The following is a 22,927-nucleotide window of genomic DNA, read 5'->3' as shown; positions in this document are numbered from 1 at the left end:
TTAAAACAATTTACTCTATGATATTATATGAAGATAATGTCATAATAATTGTCTTGAAATATCATCTTGCTTATACTATAATATGTATGTAAGTAAATTTTAAACACAATATATAGATAGGAGGACTTATGTTAAAGGTAGAAAAGCGCAATGGCAATGTTGTTGAATTTGAGCAAGACAAGATCAAGATTGCCATCGAAAAGGCGATGAAGGAGACTGAAAAAGGTGTAGATGAAGAGATCTCATCGAAGATTGCGAGTGAAGTTTTTGAAGAGCTTAAAGCTAAGGAACAAGTCGATATAGAGGACATACAAGACTTAGTTGAATTTGCTCTAATGAAGTATAGACCAGAGGTTGCAAAGAAGTACATCCTCTACAGACAAGAGAGAACTAAGCTTAGAGAAAAGGGCTGGGACATGACTGCTCTACAAAGGGACATCTATGAAAAGAAGTATCGCTACGACAGCGAGACTTTCAATGATTTCCTTACAAGAGTAAGTGGCGGAAGTGAATACATTAAAAAGGCTATCAAGGACAAGAAGTTTATGCCGGCAGGAAGAATTCTTGCAGGACGCGGCCTTGACAAGCTTGGAAGAAAGATTACATTATCGAACTGCTATGTAATGCCGAAGGTTGAAGACAGCATCGAATCTATCTTTGATACTGCAAAGTACCTAGCTAGAACTTATAGTTATGGCGGCGGATGCGGTGTAAACATCTCCAAGCTTCGTCCAAAGGGAGCAAGAGTTAATAACGCAGCACTTACTACAACAGGATCCGTTTCATTTATGGACTTATTCAGCTTAGTTACTGGACTTATAGGTATGCGCGGAAGACGTGGAGCCCTTATGCTAAACATGGACTCATCTCACCCAGATATCGAAGAATTCATCAATGTTAAGAATGACCTTGACAAGGTTACCTTTGCAAACATCTCTGTCAATGTTGATGACGAGTTTATGAAGGCTGTTAAAAACGATACAGAATACGACCTACACTTCACTGTTGAAGCCAACGGTCAAGAGATACACAAAAAGGTTAGAGCCAAAGAATTATTTGAAAAGCTAGCTTACAATAACTGGAACGACGCAGAGCCAGGCATCTTGTTCAAAGATAGAATTGACTCTTGGCATCTAATGAGTGAGTTCGATGACTTTGAATTTGCAGGAGTAAATCCATGCGCAGAAGAGCCACTACCAGCCTTTGGTAGCTGTAACCTATCTTCAATCAACATCTCAAACTTCGTTAAATATCCTTTCAAGGAAGATGCTTACTTCGACTTCGAAGACTTCAAAGTAGCCGTTAAACATGGCGTAAGATTCTTAAACGGAGTTCTTGACGAGAACGCAGAGCTTCATCCACTTAAGGAACAAAGAGAAGTAGCTAAAAATCTAAGACAAATCGGTTTGGGACTTATGGGTGTTGCAGATATGTTCATCAAGATGGGCATAAGATACGGCTCAGACGAATCCATCGACCTAATCAAAAAGATTGGTAGAGTCATGATAAATGAAGCACTTAGAGAGTCAGCTATGCTTGCTAAGAAAGACGGACCATTCCCAATGTATAGAGAAAAAGAGTTATTAGCATCAAAGTTCCTTCAAAAGAACGCCGATCCAGACGTAATCGACTTAATTAAGGAATATGGAGTAAGAAACTCACAGCTATTAACAATGGCGCCAACAGGCTCAATCTCAACACTACTTGGCTGCTCCAATGGTGTTGAACCGATATTCCAAATCTCATACACAAGAAAGACAGAAAGCTTAAACAACGAAGACACTTACTACAAAGTCTACACTGAGATAGTTCGTGAATACATGGATGCGCACGGCATCGTAGACGAAGATGACCTTCCTGACTTTATAGTTACAAGTAAAGACCTTGATTACAAGGACAGAATACTTGTTCAATCCGCTTGGCAAGAGTTTATCGACGCATCAATATCATCAACATGCAACGTTCCAAACGAGTTTACAGTAGAGCAAGTCGAAGAGCTATACATGTTCGCATGGGAAAAAGGCCTTAAGGGCGTAACTGTCTATAGAGATGGCTGCCAAAGAGCCGGCATATTGATCTCAAACAATAAAAAGTCTACTAAAGAAAAGATAGACGAGCTTCAAGGCGAAATCGATGCACTTGCAAAGAACGCACTTGCAGAAAATCCTGACGTGTGTCCAATGTGCGGCGGCAAGATGAATCACTCAGGCGGTTGTAGAGAGTGCCAAGACTGTGGTTATAGTCCTTGCTCAATCTAATTTAATATTGCTATATAGGATTCCGAGTAGTATCGGGATCTTTTTTTGTGCGCTGTTTAGAAATTTTGCTATGTATATAGGCCTAGCTATGTATAAAAACACACTAATATATGATGAGCTTCTTATATATATGGAACCTTCTTATATATATCTTGTCTGGCATATATAAAGGCCGTTCCTATACCATAATCCTAGCGCAAAAAAAGAGCTACACATTAATGTGTAGCTCTACGTATACATATCTACTTATTCTCTTTTTTCTCTTTGCTTTCTTTAAGCAGCTCAGATAGCTTTTTAAGCTCTTCACGCAAGGTTTCCTTTTCTTCCTTTGTGTAGTGGCCTTCGATTACGCTCTCTACGAAGTCGACTCTGTGATCGACAACTTGGTCTAGGACAGCCTCGCCTTTTTCAAGCGGAACTATGCGTATGACTCTTTTGTCTTTTTCGTCTTTTTGTCTTTCAACGTAGCCAAGCTTTTCCATCCTATCGATAAGGTCTGTAACAGTTGAGAATGCAAGGCACATGGACCTGCTTAAATCACCTATGCTTATGGGATTATTCTTTTCTTTAACTATGAATTGTAAGGCTGTAAACTGTGGTGGCGTTACTGCTAAGTCCGACAAAACCTTTCTACCCTCGACTCTTACTGCGAAGTCTGCTCTTCTCAAAAAGAGCTCTATATCACGCGTTATATCCTTCATAATATCCTCCTTGTTTATATTATGATTATATAACAGCAAAGACTAATTTGTCAAATTTTCTTTCTTAGGGCAAGTGCTGCATCCACCTTGATTAAATAGGTGATGCACTTTGATGGCATTAACTGGACAATGTCTTACGCAGTCGTTACATCTGATGCACTCTGGTGAGTTAGGGTTTTCGTATGTCTTGATGCCAAATTTACAAACTTTCTCGCACTTCTTGCAGTGTATGCATGATGAGTCGATGGAGAAGTTGTAGAAGCTTATCTTGTTGAATAGGCCGTAGATAGCTCCAAGTGGGCAGATGAAACGGCAGAATACTCTGTATGAGAATATGCTCACCAGTACAACTACTATTAAGATAGTAAGCTTTGAGAAGAAAAGTGTTCCTAGCATTGCTCTTAGGTCTGCATTCTTAGCGATTAGTGGAAGACCTCCTTCTAGTATGCCTTGTGGGCAGATAAGCTTGCAGAAGTATGGATTACTCATACCGTAGTCGTCCTTTAGTAGTAGTGGCATACCCACTACAAAGACTGCTAGCACTACGTATTTTATGTAGCTTAGGTACTTTGCGATACTTGGTTTTATCACAAGCTTCTTTGTCTTGATCTTGTATAGTAAGTCTTGCAATAGTCCGAATGGGCACAAGAAGCCGCAGATGAACCTACCTAATAGTATGCCAAATAGGAACAAAAAGCCTAGTACGTAGAAAGCTATCGCGTGTGCAGGCGAGCCTATGCATGCTTGCAAGGAGCCTATAGGGCAGGCTCCAAGCGCAGCAGGGCAAGAGTAACAGTTAAGCGTTGGCACGCAAAATTGTTTTAAATCGCCTTGATATATTTTTCCTTTTAAATAATTTGGTAAGATGGGGTTGGACGCGAAGAAAAATAATACTTGCGAGATCCATCTTTTTGATTTTTTAACTATCTTCATAATTCTAACCTAATCCTATGCATTCAAAACAGATGTTGGCAGCTTTCTTCAAAACTGTCAGAAAATCAAGTCTTTTGTAGCCTATGAATAGAAAAGCTATTGCCATGGCTAGAAAGACGTACTGTGTTACTCTTTTCTTTTTCATCTTATTTTGAAATATATTTTTCACAAAGTGCCTTGAATTGATCGTATCCTTGAGCTCCGATGATAGGTGAGCCAACGATATTACCTTCTTTATCAAGTACGAATGTTGTTGGGTAGCCAGTGATGTTTACAAGGAACTTATCGTTCATATCTTGTGATGGAACAAGGTTTGGATAAGTGCAGCCCTTGTCAGTAACGATTCTGTTTGCAAGTGCAAGTAGCTCGTCACGATTTTGCTTGTAGGCACTACTCATATCGTCCTTTGAAACCGGTATGTCAGCTACAACACCTAAAAAGCCTATTTTGTCCTTGTATTCTTCGTAAACTTTTGCAAGGTCTGGCATCTCTCTTTTACATGGTCCGCAGAAAGTTCCCCAAACATTTACTATAGTATAGTCGTGCTTAGCTAGGAAGTCCTTTGCAACGAATTTATTGCCTTCTATGTCTTCACTGTCGAAGTCAAACTTAGTAGAGCTGTTTGCTTCTTGAGCCGCGTTTGGATTACTTGGCTTAGCTACCTTGATTGAGTTCTTAACATTGTCAAGGTCTGCATATAGTTTGTCGTAAGCTTTTTGATCTTCTTCACCATAGCCTTCAGCCTTGTTCATATATGACCAAACAAAGTTATATCCATCAACACTTGCAAGCTTTTCGTTGTTGTCAAAGCCAGTTAGTGCTTTTAAGCCTTCGTCGTCCTTTGGCATCTTCTCATCAGCTATAACATTGATAGCCCACATCTTCTTGTAGCCTTCGATGATCTTATCAAAAGACTTTCTCTTTTGCTCTTCACTTAAAGACTTGTCAGTCATAACCTTGCTGTAGTTTTCAAAGTCTTCCATAGTAGCGAAGCTTGTTCTTACACCACCGTAGATGTCACTAGAGTGGTCTCTCTTTTCAAGAAGCTCACTAAAAACGTGAGGGTTAGCGAAAGGCTTGCCCCAAACTTCAGGGTTTAGAGTGTATCTAACACCACTTGTTGGTATACCTATAGTACCTTTGTCCATATCAGCTTCAGTAGTAACAATTTCCTTTTGATCTACTACATGCTCATTACTACTTGGTTTGTTGCAGCTAAATAAGAATAAGCTTGCCATAAGTAGTAAGATTAAATTTCTTTTTAAATTCTTCATTTTTTTACCTCCATAAAAATTTTTCTTTCGAATTACAAAATGATTATACAATATAAAAAAATCATTTACAAGGCTAATGAGGCAAATATTCTATACAAAATAGTAACAACGAAAAAGCATTAAAAAATATTTTTCATATATGTCTATCTCAAAGAAGATTTCCTTCTATTATATATATATAAATAATAACTTGCTTATAGTATAAAACTTCTATATCGATTTAGTACAATTTAAAAATAAATTGTAATTTTATTACTTGCTTTTTAAATTGTCATATGTTAAAATGTAATTGCAAATAAAATATAAAGGAGTGATTTTATGGAAAAAGGAGTTAGAGTTTATTCAGAAATTGGTAAACTTAGAAAAGTAATCCTTCACAGACCTGGCGAAGAAATCAATAACGTTTCACCAGATACTATGCAAGAACTACTATTCGACGAAGTACCTTACCTAGATCAAGCACTTAGAGAACATGATTACTTTGCAAACATTTTAAAAGAAAGTGGATGCGAAGTTTATTATCTTGAAGACCTAGTTGCTGATGTAATTAAGGACAAAAACCTTAAAGAAAGCTTAATCGAAGAATTCTTAGACGAAGCTGATCTTCACACACCAAACGAAAGATATATCATGAAGGACATTTTGTTACAACAAAAGTCTGAAAAGGATATGGTTATGAAGATGATAGCTGGTACAAGAATGACTGAGCTTACTAAGAGAAGCAAAGAAACACTTGCTGACTTCTCTGACGCAGACAGATATTTCTTAACAGTACCAATGCCAAACGCTTACTTCACAAGAGACCCATTCGCAAACATCGGTCACGGTGTTGCCATCAACAAGATGTGGTCAAATGTTAGAAGAAGAGAAACATTATTTGGTAAATATATCTACGACCATCACGAAATGTTCAAGGGAGTAGACGTACCTAGATGGTATGACAGAACAGATACTTTCCACACAGAAGGCGGAGACCAACTTATTCTTACTAAAGATGTATTAGCTGTAGGTATCTCTCAAAGAACTGAAGCAGCAGCACTTCAAAAACTAGCTGAAAACGTTTTGAACGCTGGCGAATTTAAGACAGTTCTTGCAATCAACATCCCTCAATCACACGCTTTCATGCACCTTGACACAGTATTTACAATGATTGACAAAGATAAATTCACTATCCATCCAGAAGTTGAAGGACCACTAGTAGTTTATTCAATGGTTAAAGACGGCGACAAGATCGTTATAACTGAAGAAAAGAACTCACTAGACAAAGTTCTAGCACACTATCTAGGCTTAGATAAAGTTCAACTAATCAGATGCGGCGGCGGATTAGGAATTGACGCTCAAAGAGAACAATGGAACGACGGTTCAAACACATTAGCTATCGCTCCAGGCGAAGTTGTAGTATATGACAGAAACGTTGTAACAAATGACCTACTTGAAAAAGAAGGAATCAAATTACACAGAATGCCATCATATGAACTTTCAAGAGGTAGAGGGGGCCCAAGATGTATGTCTATGCCACTTTACAGAGAGGACGTTAAATAATTATATTAACTAAACTAAAAAACACGGAGGTTATTAAAACATGGCAGTTAATTTACACGGCAGAAATTTCATCACACTAAAAGATTTTACACCAGATGAAATACACTACCTATTAAACCTTGCTAGCGACTTAAAAGCTAAGAAGAGAGCAGGTATTAAAGGTGATTTACTAGATAGAAAGAACATCGTACTATTATTTGAAAAAACTAGTACAAGAACAAGATGTTCATTCGAAGTTGCTTGTATGGACGAAGGTGGCCAAGTTACATTCTTAGGTTCACAAGACTCACAAATGGGCAAGAAAGAATCAATCGAAGATACAGCAAAAGTATTAGGTAGATTCTACGATGGTATCGAATTTAGAGGTTTCAAACAAGAAACAGTTGATACACTTGCAAAACATGCAGGAGTACCAGTTTGGAACGGTTTAACAGACCTTTACCATCCAACACAAATCTTAGCTGACTTCATGACAGTTAAAGAATATGTGCCAAAGCCATTCAACGAAGTTAAATTCGTTTACGTAGGCGACGCTAGAAACAATATGGGTAACTCCCTAATGATAGGCGCTGCTAAGATGGGTATGCACTTTGTAGCACTTGCTCCAAAGGAATTATGGCCATCAAAAGAACTTGTTAAAGAAATGGAAGAAGTTTCTAAAGTAACAGGCGCAACTATCGAATTCGAAGAAGACGTTAAGAAAGCAGTAAAAGGCGCAGACGTTATCTATACAGACGTTTGGGTATCAATGGGCGAAGAAGACAAATTCGAAGAAAGAATCAAACTTCTAAAACCATATCAAGTAGATATGAAGATGATCAAAGCTACAGGCAATGAACACGTTATCTTCTTACACTGCTTGCCAAGTTTCCACGACCTTAACACTAAGATCGGTGCAGAAATTGGTGAAAAATACGGCTTAAAAGAAATGGAAGTTACAGATGAAGTATTCAGAAGCAAGTACTCAAGAGTATTTGACGAAGCTGAAAACAGAATGCACACTATCAAAGCCGTTATGGTAGCAACTATAGGAAAACTATAGAATGAAGGTAGTAGTTGCATTAGGCGGCAACGCTCTAGGCAAAACTTGTGCAGAACAAAAAGAACTAGTTAAGAAGACAGCAAAACCAATTGTCGACTTAATCGAACAAGGTAACAAAGTTACCATCGCTCACGGTAATGGCCCTCAAGTAGGCCTTATCAACAACGCATTCAAAGGCGAGATGCCATTTGCAGAATGCGGTGCAATGAGCCAAGGCTACATCGGATACCACTTACAAAATGCCATCAAGGCAGAATTAAACAAAAGAGGTATCAAAAAGAACGTAGCAACAGTTATAACACAAGTACTAGTAGATAAAGATGACAAAGCATTCCAAAACCCAACTAAGCCTATCGGTCTATTCTACTCAAAAGAAGAAGCTGAAAAACTTAGTGCGGCAACAGGCGACACATACGTAGAAGACGCAGGTAGAGGTTACAGAAGAGTTGTAGCTTCACCAAAGCCAATCGACGTTGTTGAAAAAGATGTTGTTAGTCACCTAATCGAAGCAGGAGACGTTGTAATCACAGTTGGCGGCGGCGGAATCCCAGTTATTAAAGATGGCGAAGGCTACCAAGGCGTAGCAGCAGTTATCGACAAAGACTTCGCTTCAGAAAAACTTGCTGAGATAGTTGATGCAGATCAACTAATCATACTAACAGCGGTTGAAAAAGTTGCCATAAACTTCGGTAAAGAAAACCAAGAAGAGCTTAGCAAAGTAACAGTAGATGAGATGAAAAAGTACTCAGAAGAAGGACACTTCGCAAAAGGATCAATGCTTCCAAAAGTTGAAGCAGCAATCATGTTTGCAGAGTCGAAACCAGGCAGAGTAAGTTTAATCACATCACTTGAAAAAGCAGGCGAAGGTATCGAAGGAAAGACTGGAACAATAATTTCTAAGTAATAGAAATATATGAAAGAGCAGATTTATGTCTGCTCTTTTTTTTATGGGTGCCACAGGGCACTTCTTTTTTTTATGTTTTATACGCCTCTAATTATATAGCGAGCCTCTAATTGTATATGAAGCCTCTGACTATATAGCAAGGCTCCAACTATATGCGTGGCTCCTACTATATGTGTGGCTTCATATGTATAGAGATGCTCCTACTATATGCCTAGTTTCTTAGTTTTAAATTTTGAGTTTTGTTTTTGAAAAACACTTTTTATCTCTATTTTCACATTAACCCTATATACACTTCAGCATATTATCAATAGCAAGGATTAATAAATTTAATACCAAAACTGTTAGTGCACTAACAAAATTGAAAAAAACTGTTAGAGCTCTAACTTTTCTTTTTTTGCTCTATATGGTTTAATTTATGTATAAGGAGGATGATTATGAACAAGGATATCGTAATTGTTACGAATAATGATCGAGTGCTTAGCGAGTACGAAAACACTATAAAGGTCGATGGAGATTACTTGGATGTGCTACACAAGGTAAGAGATCTTACACATTTAGGGTATTCTTTGGTGACTCATCCACTTGCTGCATCAATCAGGATGTTTTACTCGCCGTTTAGAAGCGTAGCGTTAAGGAAGGGTTTCAGTGAAAAATCGATTGAGGTCATCGAGAATTCTATTGATACTTACAATAACACTATGGGCGTAAGAAGGCCAGATTACGAAAACGGTGATGACTATAAACTCTTAGATGTAGTTCTTCTTAAGGAAGGATTAGAAAAATAAGGAAGGGGTAGATTATGAGATTAGAGTATCAAAATTGCTTGATTGAAGATGTTAAATTCTCTGATGTTACTAAGGTTGAGAACAAAACTCTTTATATCAACAAGGAAGAAATGATTAAGTGCCTAGAGGAAGTTGATTTTGTAACTGAAATTGGTATTGACTTAGCAAAACCTGGCGAAAAGACTAGAATCATTCCTGTTAAGGACTGTATTGAACCTAGATTTAGGGTAGGTAGAACTAACAAGTTCCCAGGAGTTACTGGTGAATTAGAACAACTTGGTGACGGAACAACTAAGATTATGAAGAATGTTGCTGTTGTTACTGTTGGTGATGTTGTTGGTTTCCAAGAAGGTATCATCGATATGTGGGGCGAAGGTGCTGACTACACTCCATTCTCTAAAACATTGAATGTTGTTGTTGACATCAAGGCTAGAAAGGATATCGAACCACATGAGCACGAAACTTGCGCAAGACTTGTAGGTCTTAAGGCAGCAGAATACTTAGGAAACGCTCTTGAACATGTTGAAGCTGACAATACTGAAGTATTTGAGCTTAAGGACATCAAGACTGAATCTGAAAGATTAAAAGATCTACCAAGAGTTGTCTATGCTCAAATGATGATAGCTCAAGGTTTACTTCACGACGTATATATCTACGGCGTTGACGTTAAGAAGATTCTTCCAACTCTTCTTCATCCAAATGAAGAGCTTGACGGAGCTGTTGTAAGTGGTAACTGTGTTGCTGCATGTGACAAGATAACTACTTTCCAACATCAAAACAACTCTGTTATTAAGGAATTATACAAAGAACACGGCAAGACTATAAACTTCATTGGAGAGATTATGGTTCCAGAGTTAACTACTCTTGATGGTAAGTTTAGAACTTGCGACTATACTGTTAAGCTTTGCAAGATGCTTGCAGCTGACGGCGTTGTAATCTCTGAAGAAGGTTACGGTAACCCAGACTCAGACTTAGTTATGATTTCTGCTGGTCTTGAAAAGGCTGGTATCAAATCAGTTCTAATCACTGACGAGTGCTCAGGTTGGGCTGGAGACTCTCAACCACTAGCTGACGCTAAGAAGGAAGCTTGCGCTGTAGTTTCTACAGGTAACGTATCTCACTTAGTTCACCTAGAAAAAGCAGATAAGATTATTGGTAACGTTGAAGCTATTAAGAACTTAGCAGGTGGATGGGACGGATGCTATGATGCAGAAAAAGGAACTATAGTATGCGAACTTAACGCAGTTATCGGTTCAACTTCTGAGATAGGCTTCCATAACCTAACAGTTAAGCTTTACTAGGAGGTATTTATGAAAAAAATATTATACTATGTAAATCAATTCTTCGGACAAATAGGTGGGGAAGACAAAGCTGATTACGAACCACATTTCGAAGAAAAAGCAGTAGGTTGCGCACAAGCTTTTGATAAGGCTTTAGTTGATGGTCACGTTGTTGGTACTATCATCTGCGGTGACAACTACTACAATGAAAATAAAGAAGTATCAGACAAATTTATATTAGATGTTTTTGAAAAGGTTCAACCTGACGTAGTTGTAGCAGGACCTGCATTCAATGCTGGTAGATATGGTATGGCTTGCTCTGGTGTTATTAACCTACTAAAAGACAAGAACGTACCTGTAGTTACTGGTATGTATATTGAAAACCCTGCAGTTGATATGTGCAGACTAAACAGCTACATCATTGAAACAGCTGACTCAGCTGCTAAGATGAAGGAAGCTATCCATGATATGGCAGCTTTAGTTAATAAGATTATCGAAGGCAAGAGCCTTACTCCAAAGGAAGACGGTTATATGCCACAAGGTAGACGTTTAACTGAATTCTCTGACAAGATTGGTGCTAGAAGAGCAGTTGAAATGCTTCTTAAGAGATTCAAAGGCGAAGAGTTCGAAACAGAACTTCCAATGCCAGAATTTGACGAAGTAGAACCAGCTTCCCCTATTGCTGATATGAAGAAGGCAGTTATCGCACTTGTTACAACAGGTGGTGTTGTTCCTCTAGGCAACCCAGACAAAGTTCAATCAGCTTCAGCTCAAAAGTGGGCTAAGTATGATGTAAGCGATTTAGACGAGCTAAAAGGCAAGTTCATTACAATCCACGGTGGTTTCGACCCAGTATATTGTAACGCAAAGGCCGACAGAGTTGCTCCACTAGATCAATTAACAAGACTTAAAAAAGAAGGCGTTATTGGCGGAGTTTACAAATACTTCTATACAACAACAGGTACTGGTACATCAGTTGCCAACGCTAGAAGATTCGGTAAAGAAATCGGACAAGAATTAAAAGATGCACATGTTGACGGCGTAATATTGACTAGTACGTGAGGTACTTGTACACGTTGCGGTGCAACAATAGTAAAAGAAATAGAAAGATATGGTATCCCTATAGTACACATGGCTACTATAACTACAATTTCACAATCAGTAGGTGCAAACAGAATTGTTCCAACTGTAGCAATTCCATATCCAGTTGGAAATCCAGAATTAGGTGCTCGTGAAGAAGGCCTAAGAGAGGAATTAGTAGAAAGAGCAATCAAAGCATTACAAACAAAGGTAGACAAACCAACTATATTTAAAGCATAGCGTGGAGGTGTAGTTATGAGCGACAAAAGTAGAGGTACTTGGAATAGTAGATTTGGATATATCATGGCGGCAGCCGGATTTTCCATCGGCTTAGGAAACGTATGGAGGTTCCCTTATTTAGTAGGAACAAATGGAGGTGGAGCGTTCGTATTAGTTTACTTACTAATATGCGTGTTCATCGGAATACCTCTATTCTACATGGAAGTAGCACTTGGAAGAAAAGCACAAGCGAGCCCTATCCTAGGTATGAGAAAGCTAACTAAAAAAGGCAGTCCTTGGACAAGCTTTGGTTGGCTAGGCGTACTAAGCGCATTCTTTATACTAACTTATTATATACAAATAATGGGTTGGATACTAAACTATCTTATAAAGATGGCAACAGGCGAGATGGCAGGCTTTGCAACAGAACAATATGCTGAAACTTTCGCAAAAATGATAGATAGCCCAGCAACACTCGTAATATTCACACTAGTATGTACAGTAATTATAGGTATAATCTCAGCACAAAACTTAAACGACGGCTTGGAAAAAGCTTGTAAGTTTATGATGCCAGCACTATTTATAATGCTAGTACTAGTTGTAGTTAGATCAGTAACATTACCTAACGCTATGGAAGGCGTTAAGTGGTATATGAACGTAGACTTCTCAAAGATTAACTCAGAATCAATACTTGCAGCCTTAGGACAATGCTTCTTCTCAGTAGGTATAGCAAGTGGAGGAGCTTTCGTCTATGGTTCATACCTAAACAAAGATTCTGATATACCAACAGACGGTCTTATGGTTATAGGCTTCGATACATTAGCAGCACTTATAGCAGGCTTTGCTATATTCCCTGCAGTATTCGCACTTAACCTACCAGCAGACTCAGGTTCAAACCTTTTATTCATAACAATGAGTAACGTATTTATGCACTTACCATTCGGAAGATTCTTCGGAGTATTATTCTTCCTACTAATGTTCTTTGCAGCATTATCATCAGCACTAGGTTACCTAGAGCCAGTAAGTTCATCATTCTCAGAGTTATTAAAGATAAGCAGAAAGAAAGGCGTTGTTTACGCACTAGCTTCAATCTTTATAGTAGGTTTACTAACAATATTTGGACAAAATATACTAAAAGACGTAACAATACTAGGAAGAAATATGTTTGACTTCGCAGACTTCTTATCAGGCAACATCCTAATGCCACTAGGTGCGATAGCATTAATACTATACACATTATTTAAGTGGAAATTCGATGTATTCAGAGAAGATGTTAACACAGGAGCAAACTCATTAAAGGTACCAAAGGTATTGAAATACGTTTCATACGTACTACCATTCGTATTGATAGTAATCTTCGTAAGAGGACTTGGAATATTCTAAAGATATAAAATTTTAATATATTTAGATAGTATTAGTACCAGACTTGGCTTATGGCTGAGTCTGGTATTTTTATTTTGCACATTAGCTAAGAAAATATTTTTGTTTACTTTTGTGCTTTTTTTTGATAAAATATATTAAGAGGAGTACTTATAAATGAGAATTTTGAATTTTAAACTATTTGAAGGCATATCCAAAAAATCGAAGGCCGAGATAGAAAGCTTAGACATATTGGTAAAGACCTTTGAGTCAGGAGAAAAAGTCTTTAGCAAAGACTCAGATTTAAAATACGCCATGTTCATAGAAAGTGGCTGCTTAAAAGCGTGCGAGTACAACATAAACGGTAAAGAGATCGTCTCATCCTACTACGTTGCAGGGGATGCGTTTCCATTCTACCTATACTTTGGTAACACACACGAGCTGCCTTATGACGTCTATGCAACACGAAAGACAACAGTCTACTTCCTACCGCTTCAAGACTTTGAGAAGATCATGGACACAGACATAGTCCTAACTAAGAACATACTTAAGTTCGTCGCAGAGTACACTTGTTTTAACAAGCTAGTCATAAGAGCGACACAGTACTCAAAAGTTTCGCAAAGACTTGCCTACTGGATACTGCACCTTGAAGAGGTCGACTACCTCAAGATGCCATCCTCACAAATTATGCTCTCAGACATACTACGCGTCAACAGACCGAGCCTTAACCAAGAGCTGAAAAAGTTCTCAGAAGACAAAGCCATCAGCGTAGATGGTATGGACATAAGGATACTAAACAGAGACTACCTAAGAAAAATCATCGATTAATAAATATTCAGAAGGAGTGTTAATTCACTCCTTTTTTGTTTAGAATGAATTAGCCGTCACTCCTTTTTTGTTTAGAATGAATTAGCCGTGGGTATATATGGGGTGAAAGAATTTAAGGAGGGATATTATTATGAAAGACATTACAGTTTATACAAGCACAACTTGTTCATTCTGCCACATGGTGAAGGATTACCTAGACAGCAAAGGATTAAAATACACAGAAAAGAACATCGCAGAAGACAAAGAAGCTAGGATGGAAATGATGAAGATGGGCTTCACAGGTGTTCCAGTTGTAATTATAGGTGATGAAAAGATCCTTGGCTACGACAAAGCAAAGATCGACGCAGCATTAGAAGGCTAAGATATTTATTAAAGTATGTACCACGTTGTGCATACTTTTTTTATGCCTCTTATATGGACTCGAAGAAAAAAGGTGGAAACCCACCGAAATTCTTCGAGTTATGATTAAAATTATGATATAATTATAAAAAATAAACATAAGGAGGACTTATGCTAGACAAATTTGGTTTTGATTTATGGGCTCAGGATTACGACAAAACTGTTGAAATCTCTGAGAGTGGGGACGAATATCCATTCGCTGGATATAAAGATGTTCTTGCATACATCTATAACGCAGTAAGAACTATGAAGGCAAAAAAAGTTCTTGACATAGGCTTTGGTACGGCGGTTTTAACGCAAAAGCTTTATGATGACGGTCTTGAGATACACGGTCAAGACTTTTCAAAGAATATGCTTGAGATAGCACAAAAAAAGATGCCAAAGGCAAAATTATATGAAGGCGATTTCGCAAAAGCCTTAGACAAGAGCATTTTAAATGAAAAATACGACGCGATACTCGCAACATATTCACTTCATCACATAATTGATGCTGAGAAAAAAGATTTTTTAATGACTTTACTTAGCCTTCTTAATGATGGAGGCAAAATTTTTATAGGCGACGTTAGTTTTGTGGATCTTGCATCATTAGAAGCTTGCAGAGAAGAGTCAATAGATTATTGGGATGATGACGAGTACTACCTTGTTTATGAGAGCATCAAGAAAGATTTTCCAAAAGCAATTTTCGAAAAAATAAGTTTTTGCTCAGGCGTTTTGATTTTAGAAGAATAGTTTTTTGGTCCATGGCAGTGCTATGGGCCCTTTTATTTCTTACAAAATAGTAACAATTAATGAAAATCCATTTAAGGTATGCTTTATTGTGATATAATACAGACAAGGAAGTGATGATATGAAAAAGTTTTTACTTATATTAATGATTTTAGCAATGCTAACAAGTGCCTTTGCGTGTCAAAAGCCAAATGAGATGCCAAAGGAAAAAAGCGAAGCAAACGAAACAAATGAAACAAATGAAGCAAATGAAATAGACGAGCCAGATAGAACTGATGAGGGAGCTCTAATCCCAGCTGTTATGCTTGACGGCAAATTATACAAGGATACTGGCTGTTTAAATAATCTAGTTACTTGCGGCACCATGGACGGCAAGATCGACAAAGTCGTTCCTACTAATGAGTTTCCAAAGAACGACGGTGAGTCAAACTTTGATAAATGCGAGTACCAATACGCTGGAGAGGGCTTTTTAACTGTTCACTACGATGACAAATATCTTTTGTTCTCGACTGGAGACAATTGGAGCGAAACTAAAAAATATGTTGCAAATTTTACAGGAACTGTAGAGGAAGTTGTTTGTGACGAGACTACAAAGGACGCTACTATGCTTAGAATAAAAGATATAGTCGTTCCAGAAGAGTTTAAATATGTTTTTGGTAAAAATACCGAGTATCCAAATCCATTCTTAGTAAAACTTGATTTTGTAGTCGTTCAAAAGGACAGAGAGCCGGTTGATCCTAAAGATATTGAAGGCAAAAAAGTCACAGTCTACTTCGACGGCACAGCTCACAACACAGAGCTGACATCAAGCGCATTAATTACCATCGATTCAGCTTATGAAGTAGAAGTTCTAGACTAAGCACTGAGACTTACACTTGATTTACATGTGTAATAGATGTATAATATACATGAGGAAGTGAGAATATGTCAAAAAGTAATTTAACAATATCGATGGATAAGAATGATAAGGAAAAATTTATAAACTTAGTTGATGAACTTGGACTAAACGTATCGACAGCTATCAACCTGTTTGTAAAGCAATCAATTAGAGAGAATGCTTTGCCACTAAATTTAAAGCTAAATAATACAGAAAAGATAAGTGAAGACATTATGAATGAATACGATGAAGCATTTAGGGAGCTTTCAAAGTGATTTATGTGAGTATAGATGAAGTAGAGATTTTAAACTAAGATGGAAAGTATAAAAAACATTTTCAAGGAGCGATTGGGTGACAAGGTCATACGAAGAAATCTACTTCTAAGCCTGATATACTTAGCAGTCACCGGACTCATCTATCTCGTAACTAAGCTCACTGGACTAATTTTTTCAGTAAACTTAGTCTTCATACACATAACATTTCCGGGGCTTTGCTTTGGGCTTACCTTGCTAGCTGCAGCGTGGATAATTTATGCTCTATCGTTCATTTTGAATACAAATAAAAAACTATTTGTCAAAGTGATAATTGCGTTAATAATTGCGGTAGTAGTTTTATTCACAGCGTGTGTAGGCCTTTTTATCGGTTTTGGCTCCAATGAATACTACGAATTTACTTCAGACGATGGTAAAAACACAGCCGTTATAAGCGAATATAACTTTTTATTTAGTACGACACTTGATATGTATAAAAGAGAAAACATATTTTTCATCCGTAAGATTAAGGACGATTTCTACACAAACGACCAAGGTTATGTCTTGGGCAGTGATGCCTGTGAAACAGAGTGGAACGGAGCTGTGTTTAAGATTGAAATTCACCAAAGGTTTGGACCGTATAATTATGAATACAATTTAAATGACTATTAACGGCTTTCATATGAGAGCCCTTTTTTCTTGCCAAAATTTATTTTCAGTGGTATAATATATTTACAAGCAATATACTTTGTTAGCAGGGTAAATCAAGGAGGAAAAAATGAAAAAGAAAATTTCGTTATTATTAGTAGTTCTTATGCTAGTGACACTTATGCCTATGTCAATGGCTGTGAGCGAAAAAAAGGCTATGGAGAGCACTCAAAAGTTTACAGTTAACGGCGAGGCGCATGAGATTAGAGCTTATATTATAAAGGGGAAAAATTATTTAAAACTTCGTGATGCAGCCGCTGCACTTAGAGGAACAAAGGCGCAATTCTACGTTGACTACGACAACGACAAGCATCTTGTTAGTATCGAAACGAATAAGCCATATGAAGACCTATCAGATATCAAGACTTATTCATCTCAAAAAGAGCTTTGGGCGACTATGAGAAACATGGATGTCCTTATCGATGGCAAAGAGAAAAAACTTAAATCTGCCTTTATTATCGAAACAAATTACATCGAACTAAGGGACTTAGCTAAATTACTTGGTTTTAGCGTTGGCTATGACGCAAAGACAAGAACTGTAATACTTAAGTCAGAAAAAGTTAAAATGCCTTGCAAGCTTGATTTTGATTTAGAAGACTTCGACGGCAAAAAATATAATATAGCTGACATATTAGCCGAGCACGAATACACTTTAGTCAACGTTTGGTCGACTGAGTACGCACAATGCAAAAAAGAACTGCCTGACTTAACAAAGCTTGCAAACGATTATAATGGCAAAGCTGGCTTCCTTGGCGTTATTCATAACATTGAGCCTCTTACTAGCACATCAAGTGATTATGACAAGAAGACTAGAGAAGAAAATATAACTACGGCAAAGGACTTATTAAACCAAGCTAATGCCAAATATTCCAATCTATGTCCTAGTCAAGCGGCTGAGAAGTATTTTAATTTTAAGATCAAAGCCTTTCCAACAGTTTTCATCTTTGATAGCGAAGGCAATATACTTGAAACATTTGTTGGCGTTGGCGCTTATGGCTTCTATGAAAAATATGAAAGAGCATTGAAGAAATATATTAAATAACTATTAAGGGCTTTCACATGAGAGCCCTTTTTCGTTGCAAATATTTTATATATATGCTAAAATTTAATTAAGTAAACTTATAATACAGGAGGGAGAAAATGAAAAAGAAAATTTCACTACTACTAGCAATACTTATGCTAGTAACACTTATGCCTATGTCCATGGCGGCGAGTAAAGAGAAGGCTGTGATGAGCACACAAAAGTTTACACTTAACGGCAAGAGCATAAACGCTGCTGCCTACATCATTGGCGGTAAAAATTACCTAAAGCTTCGTGACATGGCAGCCTTACTTAATGGCAAGAAGGCGCAGTTCAATGTTGGCTACGACTCAGAAAGAGGGCTTGTTAAGCTTGAGCTAGCTAAACCATACAAAAAATTAGCAAGTGACTTAAAGCCTATAGCAAGTAAAGAAGCTACTGCTACTATGCAAGATATGAACCTAGTTGTAGATGGCAAGGAAAGAAAGCTTAGATCAGCTCTTATCTCTGGCAGTAACTACATCGAGCTAAGAAGTTTCTCAGACTTAGTGGGCTTTAAACTTGACTATGACGAAGAAAGTAGAACAGTTATTATAAAGTCTGATAAGCTTAAGAAGGAGTGCAAGCTTAAGTTCGACCTTGAAGACTTCGATGGCAATAAGACGAAGATTGCAGATATACTCTCTGAGCACGACTATACCTTTGTTAATGTTTGGGGAACTTTCTGCGGTCCATGCAGAAACGAGATGCCAGAGCTTGCTAAGCTTGGCGAAGACTACAAGGATAAGGTAGGCTTCATCGGCATAGTTAGAGATATAAAGCCGCTTATGGACTCATCATCTAGCACAGATAAGAACATTAGAGACTTAACTATAAGTGATGCAAAAAACATACTTGGCAAAGCAAACGCTAAGTTTAAAAACTATGTTTCTACACAAGAAGCTAAAGCCTTCCTAGACACACTAATCACAGGTCTACCTACTAGCTTCATCATAGATAGCGAGGGCAATGTTGTTGATACTTTAATTGGTGCTTCAGCATATGGCAACTACGAAAGATACAAAAGAGCTATAGATAAGTTTATTGAATAATAGATAGGGCTTTCATATGAGAGCCTTTTTCTTATCAGCATATTTATGCTTTAGCCACTTCGTAAAGACTACTCACGTCTTTATTTTTTTTTATTTTTGTGATATAATACTTATAACTGTATTTATAGGAGGCAAGGGATGAGCGAAGCTTTGTATCGTAGGTTTAGACCCAAGACTTTTAACGAAATCATCGGTCAAGACCACATCACAACCATACTTAAAAATCAAATAATGCTAAGTAGACTATCTCACGCCTACCTATTTACCGGCACGCGTGGAACAGGTAAGACATCGCTTGCGAAAGTTTTTGCAAGAGCAATTAACTGCCTTAACACGCATGATGCCGAGCCGTGCAACGAGTGCGAGAACTGTCTTGAGGCAATGAGCGGCAAGGCAGTCGACATCATAGAGCTAGACGCTGCATCAAACAACTCCGTTGACAATATACGCGAGCTGCGCGATAAAGCCATCTACCTACCGAATAAGCTAAAGTACAAAGTCTACATCATAGACGAGGTGCACATGCTATCAAAGGGCGCCTTCAACGCACTTTTGAAGATACTTGAGGAGCCACCGAAGCACTTAATCTTCATACTTGCGACAACAGAGCCCGAGAGGATACCTAAAACCATCATCTCCCGTGTTCAGCGCTTCGACTTTAAGAGGATAGACGAGGAGCTCATCGCGAAGAACCTTAAGCGAGTGCTAGAGATTATTGGCAAAAAATACGAAGACGAAGCCGTAGAAGCAGTTGCTAGAGCAGGTGCAGGCTCGATGAGAGACGCGCTTTCCATGCTTGAGAGCACAATCAGCTACTCAGACACACTTACGAAGGAGAGCGTACTTAAAGCCTTGGGACTACTTGATGAGTCCTACTCCATAGGCATAGCTGAGGCCTTGTTCACGCGCAATCTTGAAAAGTATTATGCCAACTTAGACAAGCTCTTTATTGATGGTAAGGACGAAGCGATGATAGTAGACGGCATAATTAAAGCGCTTAGAGAGATTTTATACGACAAAGTAAATAAACTTTCTAAGTACAATTTCACTTTCGACATCAAGCTTATGGACATCATAAACGCCATCGACATATACATGGACTACCTTGAAAGGATGAAGTTCGTTAAGGAAAAGAGGATCTTCGTCGAGATGGCAGGCCTTAAGGTTATGAGCCTTGATAGCGACGTTATGAAGATGAACTTTGATAGGAGCGTCACAGTTACTAACTTAGCGCATCCTGCGAGTGAAGCCGGTGTTAATTGCAATGGCGCAGCCACTTCGGCAAAAACAGATAGGGCTAATCAAGACGACTCTTTTGATGACTTAGCTAGCTTAGAGATGGGCATGGTTGACTACGAAGATGAAGGTTTCTACTTTGCAGCTCCAGAGGAAGAAGCTAAGCCAGAAGAAAAAAATCAAGACATAGCAAAAAATCAAGACATAGCACGCGAAGAAAAGGCGGCAGAAAATCAAGATATAGATAAAAAACAAAGCATAGAAGAAAAACAAAACATAGAAGAAAAACAAAATACAGCAGAAAAACAAGAGACAGAAGAAAAACAAAACACAGAAGAAAATTTTGACGAAGCGAAAGAGGATGAGGCCATAGCCCCAGATGAGAGCTCTGAAGTAGCAGAAGAAGTAGAAGAGGACTACGAAAAGATGAACTCACTCTACGAAGCCTTCTTAAAAGACGAGGCTATGCGCGTACTTAAGGCCATATTCACAGACTTTGAGTACGTAAAAGTTCTATCCGGCGTCCTTGTGCTAAAAAAGACAAGAGACGTAGCAGTTGACACAAACGTTTCGCTTATCAAGATGAACAAGGACATGATACTTGAAACACTCAACAAATACTTTAGTGATATTATTGATATAAAAGTTGAAAGCTCCGACCAAGAGAAGAAGACTCTCAAACTCAGAGAGGATCTAAAAGAGTTCTTGGGCGGCAAGCTTATAATTAAGTAGGAGGTAATTATGAGAAAAGGATTCCCACAAATGGGCGGCAACATGAATAACATGATGAAGCAGCTAAAAAAGGCGCAAGAAAACATGCAAAAGAAGCAAGAGGAGATCGAGGCTACTACCCTAGAAGTAGATAAGGGCATGGTTAAGGTCGAGATCACAGGCAAAAAAGAGATCACAGCGATCACCATAGATCCAGAAGTAGTTGACAAAGACGACGTTGAAATGCTAGAAGACTTAATCATGGTTGCAGTGAACGAAGCCATCGCCAAGGCTGATGACCTTATGAACACTGAGATGGGTAAGCTAACTGGCGGCCTAGGTATTCCAGGACTATAATGGATAAGCTAGATAAGCTAGTAAAAAACTTAGAGTCGTTTCCGCAATTTGGTTCGAAGTCGTCTATAAAGTTCGCCTACTACCTTTTGAATAACAAAGACAAGGCTATGAGTCTTGCAAGGGACATAGAAGAGACCCTTAACTCTACTCATAGATGCAAAATCTGCTGTAACTATAGCGAGGCGGACATATGCGAAATTTGCTCCGATGATGAGAGAGACCACTCTACCATATTAGTAGTAGAAAAGGAAGAGAACGTTATGCGCCTTGACAGAGAAGGCGGCTACAACGGCCTTTATCACGTCTTAGGCGGCACCATCAACATGCTTGAGGGCGTAGGACCTGAGGAGATAAACATTCCTGAGCTATTCCAAAGGCTAGACGGCAGTGTAAAGGAACTCATCATTGCAACTGATCCAGACGTTGCAGGCACGGCGACAGCAAACTACATCAAGGAGAACATCCCTGACAAGACTGTCAAGGTAACTAGGATAGGTACCGGCGTTCCTATGGGCGCAGACCTTAGCTACTACGACGCAGAAACCATCAGAAAGGCGATAGACAATCGTGTGGACATGTGATATGAAGAAATTAGCAGTTATTGATTCAGGTATAGGGGGCTTATCAGTTGTTCGTGAGCTCCTTAAACTTAATAAAGAGATCGAAATAAATTACTTTGGGGACAACCTAAGAGTGCCTTATGGCAATATGAGCCGTGATGAAATTCTTTCCTGCATGGAAAATATTTTAGACTTCTTATACGAAAAGGGCGTTACAGACTGCCTTGTCGCTTGCAACACTATGAGTAGTGCTATACTTAATACAAACTACACACACAAGATCAAGCTCTACAACATAGTTACGCCTGCCATAGACGAGGTAAAGAACTTAGGACTTAGGAAGATGGCGATACTTGCTACAAAGTTTACCATCGCTTCTAAAGAGTATGACAAAAGACTTAAGGAGATTGGTGCCACTGATCTTTTAGAGATGGCGAGCGCATCACTTGCAGCTCTTATTGAAAACTTTGATGATAACAGGGACATCATCGAAGACGAGCTTACTGAGTACAAGAAGTGTATTGATAGTGGGGACTACAAAACACTTATCTTGGGATGCACGCACTACGAGTTCATTGACAGTGTATTCAAAGACCTTATGCCAGAGCTTAGCTTTATAAAGCCTGCAGAGCTACTTGCAAAGAGCTTCGACATGAGCGGTCTTAGTAAAGGCGACTTTAAGATCTACACAACAAAGGGCAAGGACACTTACCTTAGGAGCTTAAGGACACTTAATATAGACAAAAAACTTAATATACAAGACTATATAGAAATCTAGGAGGAAC

The 22,927-nt window shown here is 38.4% G+C and carries 24 protein-coding genes; 20 read left to right on the top strand and 4 right to left on the bottom strand.

Annotation, left to right across the window (positions count from 1 at the left end):
- Positions 1 to 128 precede the first annotated feature (128 nt).
- The gene (locus KO172_RS01715; protein ID WP_215491856.1) at positions 129 to 2,258 is read left to right on the top strand and encodes an adenosylcobalamin-dependent ribonucleoside-diphosphate reductase; all 2,130 of its coding nucleotides are present in this window, start codon (positions 129 to 131) and stop codon (positions 2,256 to 2,258) included.
- A gap of 242 nt (positions 2,259 to 2,500) precedes the next feature.
- Here the strand turns inward: KO172_RS01715 and KO172_RS01710 are convergent, their stop codons facing one another.
- Genes KO172_RS01710 through KO172_RS01695 form a run of 4 tightly spaced genes read right to left on the bottom strand, consistent with a single transcriptional unit; the run spans position 2,501 to position 5,166 of the window.
- On the bottom strand, positions 2,501 to 2,959 hold the full coding sequence (locus KO172_RS01710; RefSeq protein WP_215491855.1) for a MarR family winged helix-turn-helix transcriptional regulator: 459 nt from the start codon (positions 2,957 to 2,959) through the stop codon (positions 2,501 to 2,503).
- 42 nt (positions 2,960 to 3,001) lie between these two features.
- Positions 3,002 to 3,892, bottom strand: coding sequence for a 4Fe-4S binding protein (locus tag KO172_RS01705; RefSeq protein ID WP_215491854.1), 891 nt, complete (start codon positions 3,890 to 3,892; stop codon positions 3,002 to 3,004).
- Positions 3,893 to 3,896: 4 nt separating this feature from the next.
- Positions 3,897 to 4,037, bottom strand: coding sequence for a CD1871A family CXXC motif-containing protein (locus KO172_RS01700; RefSeq protein WP_215491853.1), 141 nt, complete (start codon positions 4,035 to 4,037; stop codon positions 3,897 to 3,899).
- A gap of 1 nt (position 4,038) precedes the next feature.
- Positions 4,039 to 5,166, bottom strand: a complete 1,128-nt coding sequence (locus tag KO172_RS01695) for a TlpA family protein disulfide reductase (RefSeq protein WP_215491852.1) — start codon at positions 5,164 to 5,166, stop codon at positions 4,039 to 4,041.
- A 318-nt stretch (positions 5,167 to 5,484) separates the two neighbouring features.
- Here KO172_RS01695 and arcA point away from each other — a divergent pair, with 318 nt between their 5' ends.
- From arcA to murI, 19 genes are all read left to right on the top strand, one after another.
- Positions 5,485 to 6,708, top strand: coding sequence for an arginine deiminase (arcA, locus tag KO172_RS01690; protein ID WP_215491851.1), 1,224 nt, complete (start codon positions 5,485 to 5,487; stop codon positions 6,706 to 6,708).
- Between the two features lie 40 nt (positions 6,709 to 6,748).
- On the top strand, positions 6,749 to 7,750 hold the full coding sequence (gene argF / locus KO172_RS01685; RefSeq protein WP_215491850.1) for an ornithine carbamoyltransferase: 1,002 nt from the start codon (positions 6,749 to 6,751) through the stop codon (positions 7,748 to 7,750).
- Position 7,751: 1 nt separating this feature from the next.
- Positions 7,752 to 8,654, top strand: coding sequence for a carbamate kinase (arcC, locus tag KO172_RS01680; protein WP_215491849.1), 903 nt, complete (start codon positions 7,752 to 7,754; stop codon positions 8,652 to 8,654).
- Positions 8,655 to 9,088: 434 nt separating this feature from the next.
- The gene (locus KO172_RS01675; RefSeq protein WP_215491848.1) at positions 9,089 to 9,439 is read left to right on the top strand and encodes a GrdX family protein; all 351 of its coding nucleotides are present in this window, start codon (positions 9,089 to 9,091) and stop codon (positions 9,437 to 9,439) included.
- 14 nt (positions 9,440 to 9,453) lie between these two features.
- Positions 9,454 to 10,740 carry a glycine/sarcosine/betaine reductase component B subunit gene (locus tag KO172_RS01670; RefSeq protein WP_215491847.1) on the top strand — a complete coding sequence of 429 codons (1,287 nt, stop codon included), beginning with the start codon at positions 9,454 to 9,456 and terminating at the stop codon, positions 10,738 to 10,740.
- Between the two features lie 9 nt (positions 10,741 to 10,749).
- On the top strand, positions 10,750 to 12,039 hold the full coding sequence (locus KO172_RS01665; protein ID WP_215491846.1) for a glycine/betaine/sarcosine/D-proline family reductase selenoprotein B: 1,290 nt from the start codon (positions 10,750 to 10,752) through the stop codon (positions 12,037 to 12,039).
- Positions 12,040 to 12,054: 15 nt separating this feature from the next.
- Positions 12,055 to 13,401 (top strand): sodium-dependent transporter, encoded by a 1,347-nt coding sequence (locus tag KO172_RS01660; protein ID WP_215491845.1) that lies wholly within the window; start codon positions 12,055 to 12,057, stop codon positions 13,399 to 13,401.
- 153 nt (positions 13,402 to 13,554) lie between these two features.
- The gene (locus KO172_RS01655; RefSeq protein ID WP_215491844.1) at positions 13,555 to 14,205 is read left to right on the top strand and encodes a Crp/Fnr family transcriptional regulator; all 651 of its coding nucleotides are present in this window, start codon (positions 13,555 to 13,557) and stop codon (positions 14,203 to 14,205) included.
- 130 nt (positions 14,206 to 14,335) lie between these two features.
- Positions 14,336 to 14,566 carry a glutaredoxin family protein gene (locus KO172_RS01650; RefSeq protein WP_215491843.1) on the top strand — a complete coding sequence of 77 codons (231 nt, stop codon included), beginning with the start codon at positions 14,336 to 14,338 and terminating at the stop codon, positions 14,564 to 14,566.
- Positions 14,567 to 14,715: 149 nt separating this feature from the next.
- Positions 14,716 to 15,333 (top strand): class I SAM-dependent DNA methyltransferase, encoded by a 618-nt coding sequence (locus KO172_RS01645; protein WP_215491842.1) that lies wholly within the window; start codon positions 14,716 to 14,718, stop codon positions 15,331 to 15,333.
- Positions 15,334 to 15,451: 118 nt separating this feature from the next.
- On the top strand, positions 15,452 to 16,189 hold the full coding sequence (locus KO172_RS01640; protein ID WP_215491841.1) for a hypothetical protein: 738 nt from the start codon (positions 15,452 to 15,454) through the stop codon (positions 16,187 to 16,189).
- Positions 16,190 to 16,254: 65 nt separating this feature from the next.
- Complete coding sequence (locus tag KO172_RS01635) at positions 16,255 to 16,482, top strand: type II toxin-antitoxin system RelB/DinJ family antitoxin (protein ID WP_215491840.1); 228 nt, start codon at positions 16,255 to 16,257, stop codon at positions 16,480 to 16,482.
- Between the two features lie 303 nt (positions 16,483 to 16,785).
- Positions 16,786 to 17,130: a hypothetical protein gene (locus KO172_RS01630; RefSeq protein WP_215491839.1), complete on the top strand. Its 345-nt coding sequence runs from the start codon at positions 16,786 to 16,788 to the stop codon at positions 17,128 to 17,130.
- Positions 17,131 to 17,236: 106 nt separating this feature from the next.
- Entirely contained in the window at positions 17,237 to 18,208 is a 972-nt protein-coding gene (locus KO172_RS01625; RefSeq protein WP_215491838.1) for a stalk domain-containing protein, read from the top strand.
- 98 nt (positions 18,209 to 18,306) lie between these two features.
- On the top strand, positions 18,307 to 19,278 hold the full coding sequence (locus KO172_RS01620; protein WP_215491837.1) for a redoxin family protein: 972 nt from the start codon (positions 18,307 to 18,309) through the stop codon (positions 19,276 to 19,278).
- A 138-nt stretch (positions 19,279 to 19,416) separates the two neighbouring features.
- Positions 19,417 to 21,246, top strand: coding sequence for a DNA polymerase III subunit gamma/tau (dnaX, locus tag KO172_RS01615; protein ID WP_215491836.1), 1,830 nt, complete (start codon positions 19,417 to 19,419; stop codon positions 21,244 to 21,246).
- A 6-nt stretch (positions 21,247 to 21,252) separates the two neighbouring features.
- Complete coding sequence (locus tag KO172_RS01610; RefSeq protein ID WP_445080631.1) at positions 21,253 to 21,582, top strand: YbaB/EbfC family nucleoid-associated protein; 330 nt, start codon at positions 21,253 to 21,255, stop codon at positions 21,580 to 21,582.
- Positions 21,582 to 22,163, top strand: coding sequence for a recombination mediator RecR (recR, locus tag KO172_RS01605; RefSeq protein ID WP_215491834.1), 582 nt, complete (start codon positions 21,582 to 21,584; stop codon positions 22,161 to 22,163). The genes KO172_RS01610 and recR overlap by 1 nt, the downstream gene beginning before the upstream one ends.
- Before the next feature lies 1 nt (position 22,164).
- A complete protein-coding gene (gene murI / locus KO172_RS01600; protein ID WP_215491833.1) occupies positions 22,165 to 22,920 on the top strand; it encodes a glutamate racemase in 756 nt (251 codons plus the stop codon).
- The last annotated feature ends 7 nt before the right edge of the window (positions 22,921 to 22,927 follow it).

This window comes from Fenollaria sporofastidiosus (assembly GCF_943169635.2).
Taxonomy (GTDB): domain Bacteria; phylum Bacillota; class Clostridia; order Tissierellales; family Peptoniphilaceae; genus Fenollaria; species Fenollaria sporofastidiosus.
Note: the sequence above shows the minus strand (reverse complement) of the source record. Positions and strands in the feature narration are given on the sequence as shown.